The sequence below is a fragment of the Pseudoalteromonas sp. Z9A4 genome, assembly GCF_011378845.1.
Classification (GTDB): domain Bacteria; phylum Pseudomonadota; class Gammaproteobacteria; order Enterobacterales; family Alteromonadaceae; genus Pseudoalteromonas; species Pseudoalteromonas arctica.
In genome coordinates this window covers 30,169-42,405 of record NZ_WTLA01000023.1, presented here as the reverse complement: position 1 = coordinate 42,405, position 12,237 = coordinate 30,169, and the positions used below count along the sequence as shown (strand labels likewise).

At 40.0% G+C, this 12,237-nt stretch carries 10 protein-coding genes; 8 read left to right on the top strand and 2 right to left on the bottom strand.

The annotated features are described in order from the left end of the window. Positions 1–24 precede the first annotated feature (24 nt). The 3 genes from hrpB to GQR54_RS15220 all read left to right on the top strand — a co-directional run bounded on the left by hrpB (position 25) and on the right by GQR54_RS15220 (position 3,361). Positions 25–2,451, top strand: a complete 2,427-nt coding sequence (gene hrpB / locus GQR54_RS15230) for an ATP-dependent helicase HrpB (protein ID WP_166378720.1) — start codon at positions 25–27, stop codon at positions 2,449–2,451. A gap of 91 nt (positions 2,452–2,542) precedes the next feature. Beyond that, positions 2,543–3,007, top strand: coding sequence for a nuclear transport factor 2 family protein (locus GQR54_RS15225; protein WP_024589261.1), 465 nt, complete (start codon positions 2,543–2,545; stop codon positions 3,005–3,007). A 15-nt stretch (positions 3,008–3,022) separates the two neighbouring features. Further along, positions 3,023–3,361: a hypothetical protein gene (locus tag GQR54_RS15220; protein ID WP_166378718.1), complete on the top strand. Its 339-nt coding sequence runs from the start codon at positions 3,023–3,025 to the stop codon at positions 3,359–3,361. Positions 3,362–3,566: 205 nt separating this feature from the next. On the opposite strand, the gene GQR54_RS15215 is transcribed toward GQR54_RS15220, so the two are convergent. Further along, entirely contained in the window at positions 3,567–3,782 is a 216-nt protein-coding gene (locus GQR54_RS15215) for a hypothetical protein (RefSeq protein ID WP_166378716.1), read from the bottom strand. 170 nt (positions 3,783–3,952) lie between these two features. Here GQR54_RS15215 and GQR54_RS15210 point away from each other — a divergent pair, with 170 nt between their 5' ends. From GQR54_RS15210 to GQR54_RS15195, 4 genes are all read left to right on the top strand, one after another. Continuing rightward, entirely contained in the window at positions 3,953–5,860 is a 1,908-nt protein-coding gene (locus tag GQR54_RS15210) for a DUF1800 domain-containing protein (protein ID WP_166378714.1), read from the top strand. Between the two features lie 9 nt (positions 5,861–5,869). After that, complete coding sequence (locus tag GQR54_RS15205) at positions 5,870–7,210, top strand: DUF1501 domain-containing protein (RefSeq protein WP_166378712.1); 1,341 nt, start codon at positions 5,870–5,872, stop codon at positions 7,208–7,210. Between the two features lie 108 nt (positions 7,211–7,318). Beyond that, positions 7,319–8,032 carry a DUF1499 domain-containing protein gene (locus tag GQR54_RS15200; protein WP_166378710.1) on the top strand — a complete coding sequence of 238 codons (714 nt, stop codon included), beginning with the start codon at positions 7,319–7,321 and terminating at the stop codon, positions 8,030–8,032. A 143-nt stretch (positions 8,033–8,175) separates the two neighbouring features. Next, entirely contained in the window at positions 8,176–9,222 is a 1,047-nt protein-coding gene (locus GQR54_RS15195; protein WP_007581239.1) for an NAD(P)-dependent alcohol dehydrogenase, read from the top strand. Positions 9,223–9,286: 64 nt separating this feature from the next. On the opposite strand, the gene GQR54_RS15190 is transcribed toward GQR54_RS15195, so the two are convergent. Beyond that, a complete protein-coding gene (locus GQR54_RS15190) occupies positions 9,287–10,492 on the bottom strand; it encodes an MFS transporter (protein WP_166378708.1) in 1,206 nt (401 codons plus the stop codon). 360 nt (positions 10,493–10,852) lie between these two features. On the opposite strand from GQR54_RS15190, the gene GQR54_RS15185 reads away from it, so the two are divergent. Further along, complete coding sequence (locus GQR54_RS15185; protein ID WP_166378706.1) at positions 10,853–12,151, top strand: PAS domain-containing methyl-accepting chemotaxis protein; 1,299 nt, start codon at positions 10,853–10,855, stop codon at positions 12,149–12,151. Positions 12,152–12,237 lie beyond the last annotated feature (86 nt).

Here is a 12,237-nt window from a genome sequence, read left to right as displayed (position 1 = left end):
CAAAGTAATTTAGAGTAAATAGCTGTGCTGCCGGTTCAAGACATATATCAACAACTCGTTACTACATTGCAAAGTAATCCTATTACGTTATTACAAGCGCCACCTGGTGCGGGTAAATCTACGTGGTTGCCGCTGCAACTAATGCGCGACGGGCATTTTAAACGTATTGTAATGCTAGAGCCACGCCGTTTAGCCGCGCGTAATATTGCCAGTTACTTAGCAAAGTGCCAAAACGAAAGTGTTGGGCAAAGTGTAGGTTTGCGGATTAGGGGCGAGAGTAAAGTAAGCGCTAATACGCGCCTCGAAATAGTCACCGAAGGTATGCTTACACGCATGCTGCAAAACGACCCTGAATTAAGCGATATAGATTTACTGATATTTGATGAATTTCATGAGCGTTCAATTGCAGCCGATACCTCACTTGCCTTTGCGCTCGAGACCCAAAGTGCACTGCGCGAAGATTTAACCATAATGCTTATGTCGGCAACTCTTGATACTGAGCGTTATACAGCGTTTTTTGACTGCCCTGTAATTCAATCGAGCGGTCGTAGCTACCCAATAGACGAAGTATACATACCCATAAAAGATGAAAGCCGCTGGCTTGATGCAATTCCTAGCATAATAAAACAAGCACTTAATGAGCAAACAGGTAGCACATTGGTATTTTTACCTGGGCAATTTGAGATACTACGTGTGCAACAAGCACTGAGCGATCTATCCAGTAACTTTATAGTCGCAACGCTATTTGGCGAGCAAGATAAATCCAATCAGCAAGCCGCTATTGCTCCCGCGCCAAATGGCATGCGCAAAGTAGTGCTTACCACCAATGTAGCCGAAACCAGTTTAACCATTGAAGGTATACGCATTGTAATTGACAGCGGCAAGCGCCGTGCAGCGACCTTTAATTTAAAAACAGGGGTTACTGAGCTCACAACACAAAGTATATCGCGCTCATCTGCTGTGCAGCGTGCAGGGCGTGCAGGGCGAATAGAGCCGGGCATTGTTTATCGAATTGGCTCAAAGCAAACTTTTGAACGACGTAATAGCCACGACAATCCCGAAATACTCACATCAGACATAAGCCAACTTATGCTTGAGGCAAAGCAATGGGGAGCCAGTATTGATGAGCTAACCTTGCTCGATAAGCCCACTGAGCAACAATGCGAGCAGGCAAGTAACCTGCTTAACATGCTAGAAGCTATTGATAGCAAAGGTAAGCTCACACCGCTTGGCAGTAAAATGTTAGGTTTTGGTGCTGATATTCGTTTGGCGCATATGCTACTAAAAGCCCAAATACTTGATGACCAACTCCCTGGTACTTATCGCCTTGCTATTTATTTAGTGGCATTACTTGAGAGCCGAGTAAATAGTCCAAACGAGTTGAGTTTAGCGCTGCATAGCCAACAGCAACGTCCGCATCCGGTATTTAAACAACAGTTAAAATATTGGCAAAGCCGCTTAAAAGTAAAAGACGAAAACAGCGAATTAAATACGCATTATATTAGTTTGCTAGTGGCATTGGCATACCCAGATCGTATTGCTAAAAAACGCGGTAATGGTTACCTACTTGCCAACGGTGCAGGTGCTGAGTTAAATGCCGATTACTGGCACAACGACGATTACTTAGCTATAGCAACCATGGGCGGGCACAAAGGAGGGCGTATATTTGCTGCCACCGCGCTTAACCCATTTGAGTTACAAGAATTTTTACCGCATTTATTTAGTGAACTTACTCGCTGTGAGTTTGACGAAAAATCAGCACGTTTTATTCATCAAGATGAAGTAAAGCTTGGTGCTATAACGCTCACCAGCCAGCCTAGTAAACAAAAATTAGATAAGGGCGAGCGTGCTAAAGCGTGGCTTAGCTTATTTGCTAAACATGGCTTTGCATTATTTAACGAGCAACCTGATGCGCAGCAATTGCTGATACGTATGAGCTTAGCAAGTAATTTAATGCCTGATAAATTCCCACAAATAAATGAGCAACAACTTATTCAAAATGCAGCGCAGTGGCTAGGCGTGTTTTTAGAAGATATTAAAACCCTCACACAGCTTAAAAAGTTTAACTACCTTGAGGCATTACAAAACTGTTTTGATTGGCAACACCAAACAGCTTTAAAAGCACTGTTACCACTGCGCTTAACAGTGCCCAGTGGCTCAAATATAAAAATAGAATACCAACTTGACGGCCCCGCAAAGCTAAGCGTGCGTATGCAAGAAGTTTACGGCTTGACCAGTACGCCTATGCTTGCCAACGGTAAATTGCCACTGCTTATGGAGTTGCTATCGCCGGGTAAACGCTCACTGCAACTTACTCAAGATTTAGCGCACTTTTGGGCTAGCAGTTACCGCGACGTGCAAAAGGAAATGAAAGGCCGCTACCCTAAACATTTTTGGCCAGACGATCCTGCCAACAGCGTTGCAACCAACAGAGTAAAGAGCAAAATGTAGGTGATAATTCACTTAAAACTGATTTTGTTTGATTATTGAACTTACTAATGTAATGTACCTATAAAATATTTTTAGCTACAGGGAATAGTCAATGAGGTTACTTTTAACGTTAGGCTTGGCTCTAGTAACTGCTTTTTCGGCGTATGCTGAAAAGCCACTCGACTTAAACGCGTTTGCGCAGCAGTACCATAAAACAATGACCGCCACACAAGCACCTAACGCAGGTATTAAAGAGCTTGAGGCTTATCTTGCATTGTTAACCGATGATATTGGTAATCAGCATATTCCGTATCAACCGGATGACTTACGTACTCCTGATGGCAAAGAGCAGATGCGCAAAGGTATGAGTTTTTACTTAGGTGCGCACACGTTGTTTGAAAGCACACTGCTTAATACATTTGTGTTTAATGATACAGGCTTTGCTATTCGTTATAAGAGTCATGCAAAGGGCATTCACCCGCAAAGTAAGCAGCCAATAGAATACACCTCCACAATGATGGAAGTGATTGAAATTGAAAACGGCAAGGTGGCGATGATCCGCAAGTATCACGAATAACAAATAAGGATATATATGAAACATTTACTTATCGCACTATCAATATTAATGCTTAGTGCATGCGCTAGTACAAAAAGTGATTTTAGATTTGATGGCTCTACACCTGAGTCAACTCAGGCGGGAGTTAATAAAGTTTTAAAGACATTAAAATCTCAAGATTTAATGCGCTTTATAGGCGCCTTAATTACAATTCAATTTTCTGAGGTGCAAAGCGCAGAAGATGTTTTGGGCGACCCGACCATGATGAACGAAATGAATTACTTTATTATTGGTAAAAAAATTGATGGCTTAAATTATTATGAAGTACTGGATCTTGCGAGTTCATCTTCATCGAAAGTTTCGGTAGCGAAATAGTTTCAGTTTTTTTCTATCTAAAAATATAATTTTACGCCATTGAAGCACTGTACCAATGGCGCTTTTATACAGTAAGGCTATTCATACATAGCTATTTTTTATGGTAGTTAATTTTTGTAAAGCACCCTATACAGCTAAATGCAGAGTATCGGCATGATCTTGGCTTTTATTATAAGAATAGGCGCTACTTTTATGTTACTGCCTGTTAAACCTCTTTCCCGCCATGGCCTTGTGCTAGGTCATCAAGTTCGGCGCAAGTGTAATCAAAACCACTTTCGTCGTATTCGTATGTTACTTTTACACTATCGCCGCCATTAAAAAGTCGTGTTTTTACATCGTTAACCGGCCAATCTTTCAGCTCGTGTAAAAACCGGTTAGCAACTTGTGAAGATTCAAAACAATAGCGAATTTCTGTTTTCATAAATAATAAAGCTCTGGCTGTTTACCCCTGCAGCTAGTGCATTATTAATGGGGCGTTCATGATTCGGTTACAAAAAATAAAGAGTTAAATTGTAAATTTTGTGTTTCAATAAATGCATCAAACTCGGTACACACTAACGTACTTTAATTAACAAATGATGACGACTTTACATGCATTATAAATTTGCTCTGATCGCAAGCACTGTTTTTATACTAAGCGCTTGCGGTGGTTCAGGCTCAGATGATACGCCAACCGTTAACGGAAATAAAATCCCCATTTTGTCAGTCGCTGATATTCCTAGTGAATTAAGTAAAGGCCAAACAATTGAGCTAACAGCAACAGCCAGTGATAAAGACGGCACTATTACATCGGTTGTATGGCAACAAACGCAAGGGCCTGAACTAATTAGCGGGCCTTTAGAGGCAGTAACCACCTCAGTAACACTGCTAAATGCGCAAAGTTATAAGCCTGTTAATTACGCTTTTTCGGTCACAGCAACCGATAACGAAGGGGCAAGCAGTGTAAAAACGCTGAGCTTTATAGCGCGCAATAATATGGATGAGATTAGCGCCGCACGGTTACTACACCAAGCAACAATGGGGCCTAAGCTTAGTGAAATACAAAACGCACAAGGTTTAAGCGAGCAGCAATGGCTTGATAAACAAATAGCGCTATCTATTAATTATCACCGTGATTATTTAGTAAAGCTAAATGACGATGACGACTTTAAATACATAAGCCGCATAGATGCATGGTGGAAAGCAGTAATGCAAAGTGACGATCAACTTCGTCAACGTGTTGCGTTTGCGTTAAGTGAAATATTAGTGGTGTCGGATGAAAATAGTGCCTTAAGAGGCCAACCTGAGGGCATGATCACTTATTACGATTTATTACTAAAGCATGCCTTTGGTAATTATCGTGACTTACTTGAAGATGTGACGCTTTCGCCTATTATGGGGACTTACTTAAGCCATTTGGGTAACGAAAAAGCAGACGATACACTTAATATTCGCCCAGACGAAAATTACGCACGTGAAGTAATGCAGTTATTTACTATTGGCCTTGAAGAACTAAATCTAGATGGCAGCGCCAAGCTTGATGCACAAGGTAATACTATTGCCACTTACGGACAGGTAGAAATAGAGGGTTTTGCACGCGTATTTACAGGTTGGACGTTTGCCGATAGTGAAACATTTAAGCGTAAAAGTCGTGACTATATTAAGCCAATGGAAGCATTTGACGAGTACCACTCTAGTAAACAAAAAACCTTACTAAACGGTGAGGTTATACCACAAGGTTATGCAGCAGAAGAGTCATTGCAAATAGCCCTCGATAACTTATTTAACCATCAAAATGTTGCGCCGTTTATTAGCAAACAGCTTATTCAGCGATTAATTACGTCAAATCCAACCCCCCAATACGTTGAACGAGTAGCTAATGTATTTATTGATAATGGCGCCGGTGTACGCGGCGATTTAGCGGCTGTAGTAAAGGCTATATATTTAGATGATGAAGCGCGGCATTTTGGCTCAGTGCTTAATTACCAAGGTAAAATTAAAGAGCCTATTTTAAAAACTGTACAGTTTTGGCGAAATCTCGATGCTAAATCGCCAGCGGGTTATTATAAAACATGGAATTTAATAAATAGCTACGGACAAGGACCCATGCAATCGGCTTCGGTATTTAACTTTTTTAGGCCTGATTATCAAACCGCAGCTTTGCGAAATGAAGGTATTGTTGCACCAGAATTACAAATAGCAAACGACGCAACACTGATTGGTACCATGAACGCGCTTTACGCAAGTTTAGTTTGGAGTACCGCAGAAGCGCGCAGTGATTTAAATTCAAATAGTATTTATATTTATGTTCAAGACGACATGAATTTTTTAGAGAAAAACGGTGTTAGCGCGCTATTAGCTCAGTACAACACGTTATATTTTGCAGGCGCAATGAGCAGTGACACGCGCCAAGCGTTACTTGATTTAGATGCCTATTTTAATGAAGAGCAATACCGTGAACGGGTTTCGTATTTATTATATATGATTGCTATTTCACCTGAATTTAACGTGCAGTATTAGGAGCGCATAATGAGCATTAATAGAAGAGAGTTTTTGTCGTTATGTGTAAAAGGCAGTGTATCGGCTGCCGCGTTAACGAGCCTGCAATTACAAGCATTAACTGGAGCGACTAATGCAGTTGAGCTAGGAGATTACAAAGCATTAGTGTGTGTGTATTTATATGGAGGGAATGATTCGTTAAATATGCTAGTTCCGCTTGAAGGCGAACAACGTAGTGTTTACGAGAAAAGTAGGCAGAACCTGGCTGTAGAGAGCCCACTTGAGTTAAGTATTAAAAGCCAGTTTGCCGGTGGAGTCGGTATTCATCCCTCACTTGAACCTATACAAAATGTGTTTGAATCTCAAAATTTAGCATTTATAGGTGGGGTAGGTACTTTACTCGCTCCCACAACATTGAGTGACTATAAAAATAAAACAATAGGTTTGCCTAAGCATTTGTTCTCGCATAACGATCAGCAAGCTGCATGGATGTATGGTCGAGAAAAACAATCACTTAATAGTGGTTGGGGCGCACGACTTTTAGAACGTTTAGAGCTACAAGATGAGTTTGCAGCTAATGTATCACTCGACGGTACTAATTTATGGCAAACGGGAAGTGCTAGCAATGCATTTGCGCTTAACAAAAGTGGCATTAGTAGTATTAACGCGTTTGGAGGGTATCAACCTCGTAGCGAGCACGTAACTTCTATTATGAACCGCTTACTAGGCAATACGAGCCATCCGTTAAGTACAGCTTATGCCAATGGCTTAACAAGTGCGATAAATAACACTCAAGCAATGAACAGCGCGTTAGAAAGCGCGCCTGCACTTATTACCCCATTTAGCGATAATAGTCTTAGTGAGCAATTTGCAGCAGTCGCTAAAACAATTAGCGTACAGGCAAAATTGAGCACTCAGCGCCAAGTGTTTTTTGTTTCCATGGGGGGGTATGATACGCACGATAACCAATTAACAACGCACCCAGCTTTATTAAATACGTTAGCTCAAGGGTTAAGTGAATTTGATAGCGCGATGAAAGAGCTTGATATGGCAGATAAAGTGACTGCGTTTACTATGTCTGATTTTGGTCGCACGTTGACCTCAAATGGCGATGGCACTGACCATGGTTGGGCAGGAAACCAAATAGTAATGGGCGGCGCAGTAAAAGGCGGCAATATATATGGCGAGCTACTAACTCAACATTTGGATGGCCCACAAGATACCGGTGGCGGGCGTTTAATTCCAAGTGTTGCTAATGAGCAGTACTTTGCCACATTGGCTCAGTGGTTTGGTGTGCCAAGCTCTGAACTTGTTGATATTTTTCCAAACTTGAGTAACTTTGATCACACAACATTGGACTTTTTTGTGTAATTAGTCGCTAATAGTAATCTAAAAGCACTTGTTAGTAGTATAAGCTACTGGTTAATAGTGCTTATCTGTTTTAATAATAAAAATCACACACAATATAGGAATCATAAAATGAAAGTTTTAGTGAGCTTAGTTAGTTTAATCGCTTTTTTACTCGTCATACTGCCAGGGCCTTTGTATAAATTTGGTATTGTAGAATTAGGTGTTGCGTTTACGGGGTTTAAATTTGGCGTTTATGCTGGTGGCGCTGCATTGGTGCTACTTATAGTACAAGCGTTATTTATGCGTAAAACGTTAACGCTAAGCAGTGGTGTTATTGCACTTGTATTTTCGGTTGTGGCTATTGCTATGCCACTTAATATGATGAACAAGGCTGAAGGTGTACCGGCAATTCATGACATTTCAACTGATTTAGTTAATCCACCAAAATTTGTAGCAATTGCACCACTACGTGCAAATGCATCTAACCCAGTAGAATACGCGGGTGAAGAAACGGCAGTACAGCAACGCAAAGCATACCCGGAGCTGGTAACGATAAGCTTTGCACAATCTAAAGCCGATTTAATGACAGCAAGCGAACAAGCAGTTAAAAATCTTGGCTTTGCATTGGTAAGTGCAAATACGGCTACAGGTATTGTGGAAGCTACCGATACAACAACGTGGTTTGGTTTTAAAGACGATGTGGTAATTCGTATTAAAGATGAAGGCAGCCAACGTTTTGTTGATATTCGTAGTAAGTCGCGAGTAGGGCGTAGTGATTTAGGAAAAAATGCAGAGCGCATTCATTCAATTATTAATGAATTAAACAGCTTACTTGCAAAATAATTAAATTTAGCTCCCTAGTCCTAACGATTAAGCCCAAACACTGTTTGGGCTTTTTTTGTGCCTATTTTATATTGTCAGGTTCTATTCACAGGCTATGTACTATGCTGTTGATGATTTAAATTTTTAACCACTATGGAGTTATTATGAAAACAGTAGGATATGCAGCAAAAAGCCAAGGTTCTGAATTGACAGAGTTTTCTTTTGAGCGCCGCGATTTACGAAATAACGATGTAGAAATTGAAATTTTATACTGTGGTGTGTGCCATTCAGATTTACACGCCGTACGAAATGATTGGGGTGGCAGTGACTACCCATTAGTACCTGGGCATGAAATTGTTGGTAAAGTTATGTCGGTAGGTAGCGACGTTAAAAAATACAAGCAAGGCGACACGGTTGCTGTTGGTTGTATGGTTGATTCGTGCCAAAGCTGCGATCAATGTGATAACGATGAAGAGCAATTTTGCCGCGAAGGTATGATTGGTACTTACGCAGGCAAAGACCGCATTAGTGGTGAAATGACCCAAGGTGGGTATTCTAAACATGTTGTTGTACGCGAAGAATTCGTACTTTCCGTACCAGAAAATTTAGACCTTTCTCGCGTAGCACCGCTACTTTGTGCAGGTATTACTACTTACTCGCCACTTCATAAATGGGGCGTAAAAAAAGGTAGCCGTGTTGGTGTTGTTGGTCTAGGCGGACTTGGCCATATGGCCGTTAAAAATGCAGTTGCAATGGGCGCAAGCGTTACGGTAATTGGCCGTAGTGAGTCTAAAAAAGATGATGCGGTTAAATTGGGTGCTCAGCATTACTTAGTGTCATCTAATGATGACGAAATGAAAGACTCGCAATCTGCCTTTGACGTCATTATAGATACGGTACCTGTAAAACATGATTTATCTATTTACACACCACTACTTGATGTAGATGGTACTTTAGTTATCGTAGGCCAAGTTGGTCCTGTAGATGAGCTAAGCACGGTGCCATTATTAATGGGTCGCCGTCGTATTGCAGGCTCACTTATTGGTGGTATTGCACAGACGCAACAAATGCTCGACTTTTGTGGTGAAAATAACGTGCTACCTGAGTGCGAAATGATCAACATTGACGAAATTAACACTGCATACGAGCGTATGGAAAAGTCAGACGTACGATACCGCTTTGTTATTGATATGGCATCGTTAAACGCTTAATTTTACCTAAAAAGAGCCGCTAATTAGCGGCTCTTTTTGTATTTTAAATTAATCTGAACTCAAGTTAATTAGTAGCTTGCGCTGTTGGTTGCTGTTTATTTAGTTGTAAGTAACTTAGTAGCCACATACCCAAACCACCTAAAAATAATGCAGCTGCAACGTAACCTGTTTGATTAGGTGCAGCACCCTGTGCTATTGCAATTCCACCGACCCAAGGGCCTATAGCATTGGCAGTATTAAATGCGCACTGTACTAAGGCACCAATCATAGCGTGGCCTTCGGGTGCAACGTCCATTAAAAGCGTTTGAATCAGCGTAGCCAAGCCCACACTGCAACCAATAAAGAAGATCACTGCATAAAGAGCCCAAATATTATGGCTTGCCGTTACATAAGCAAAGGCAAATACAATGGTACATACAAGCGCAAGGCCAGTCGTTTTAATTGCTGATTTATCGGCTGCTTTACCCAGTACATAGTTACCGAGCGTACAACCAATACCAAACATTACCATTGCGATAGAAATAGTATACGGGGCTGTTTTTGTTACCACTAAGATGGTGTCTGCAATGTAAGTATAAATACAAAACACCCCGCCAAAGCCAATAATTACAATACCCAAAATAGACCAAACCAGTTTGTTTTTAAGTACGCCAAACTCGTTTAGTAAGTTAGAAGGCTTAGCGTTATCTATATTTGGAACTACTTTATAAACAAAAATAAAAGCAATAAATGCAAGCACTGCAGCGCCGGCTAAACAATACCGCCAACTAAGGTTTTGACCCACAAGTGTTACAACAGGCACACCAACAATAGTAGCTACAGTTAAACCCATAAACACCTTAGACATAAAGCTAGCACGCTTACCTTTTGGGGCAATATCCGATGCTAATAAAATAGCCGCGCCAAAATATGCACCATGAGGTAAACCACTTAAAAATCTAAATATTACAAGCTGCTCAAGCGATGTTGCCATCGCGCTTAACCCGTTTGAGATAAACATTAAGCTTATAAAAATGAGCAATGCTTTGCGCTTTCTCATATTAGCTGTAGTGAGCATTAAAATAGGGGCGCCAACTACAACACCAATGGCGTAAGCACTAATTGCGTAACCACTTTGTGAGGGCGTTGAGCCAAATGTTTCTCTAATTAGTGGCAGCATAGGCATCATCGAAAACTCAGATAATCCTAAAATAAATGTGCCTAGCGCTAATACGAGTAAAATAGCGGTTCTGTTAAGTTGACTAGATGCCGACGTTACATCTGATGTCATAGATGATCCCTTAAGGTTTAATTTTAAAAATGAAACTGCACAATAGATCTTGAATAGGAAATATTATGTGTATGCTTAAATTTTGGTGTGAGAGGGTAGTCTGTGAGGGCGCTATTTTAAGTTAAAAAAAGTACAGAGTCATGCATAAATTAGTGGTTTTATTAGGTTTTTAAAATGTTAATTAGAAGAAAATGCTACTTAACATTTATAAAATAAAAAAACTATTTATAAAGCATATATATATAAGATATTAAATATTAGCCGAAAGGTTATTTAAAGCTTATATTTACAGTACAGCTACATATTGATATCACATTAATTTGCTAATTTTTGTACTAATTTACTCCTTAAGGTTTTTATATGTTTGGTATTTCTAAAAGAAACGCAAAAATTGAAGAAATGGAGCTTCAATTAATTCAAAAACAATCTATTTTATCGGCAATTAATAAGCACGTTGCTTATATAGAGTTTACACCTGATGGAATAATATTAGATGCAAACCAGTTGTTTTTAAAAACGATTGGGTATAGCAAAGAGAAAATAATTGGTAAGCATCATCGTATGTTTTGCGAACCTGAATATGCAAAGTCAAACGAATATAGTCAATTTTGGCAAGCATTGAGAGCAGGGAATTCTAAAGCAGGCTCGTTTTTAAGGTACAAAGCTAATGGCGATAAGCTTTGGCTTGAGGCAACTTACTTTCCTGTAGAAGAGCGCGGCGTAGTCACCAAAGTTATTAAAATAGCCTCTGATATTACAAACAGTTACATACAAAGAAAAGCGCAAGAAGCTATTGCAAATGCACTCGACAAAGCCTTGGCTACAATAGAGTTTACCCCAGAGGGTAATATTTTAAAGGCGAACCAAAACTTTTTAGCAACAATAGGTTATAGCTTAAAAGACATTGTAGGCAAGCATCATAAAATGTTTTGTACTAAATTGTTTTATGAGAAAAACCCACGCTTTTGGAGTGAATTAGCGCAGGGGCAGTTTAAGTCAGGAAAATTTAAACGTATTACCGCCGACGGTTCAGAAATTTGGTTAGAAGCAACTTATAACCCAATTTTAGATAGCAAAGGTAATGTAATTAAAATAATTAAGTTTGCATCAAATATTACCGATCGAATTAATAATAACAGTGCAGTGACAGAAGCCGCTGCAATAGCACATGAATCGGCGGTAGCTACTGCTACAACCGCTAAAAAAGGCTCTGAAATACTACAAAGCTCTATAGCGAACTCCGACGCCATTGTAAGCCAAGTACTTAAATCGGTAGATTTAATAAAAAATCTTAATGAACAGTCTGCGGTCATAGGCTCCATTGTTTCGACAATTAGCAGCATTGCGGATCAAACTAATTTACTGGCACTTAATGCCGCAATAGAAGCAGCGCGTGCTGGTGATTATGGTCGAGGTTTTGCTGTAGTAGCTGATGAAGTAAGGCAGCTTGCAGCCAGCACGAGTCGCTCTACTAATGAAATAGCAAGTGTTGTTAAAAATAACCAAGAGCTCACTAATGATATATCAAAGCAAATAACGTCAGTTTCAGACTCATCAAAACAAGGAAGAGAGCTTATTGCTAATGTGTCTGAGGTTATTAAAGAGATTGAACATGGAGCCGATATTGTTTCTCAAACGGTAGCTAAGTTAAATACTTAGTTAATTGCATGTTCCTATGTTTAAAGCTGCCTTCTTATGTGTTCAAACACACCTAACAACATTTTAAATTGATAAAGTGCGACAAT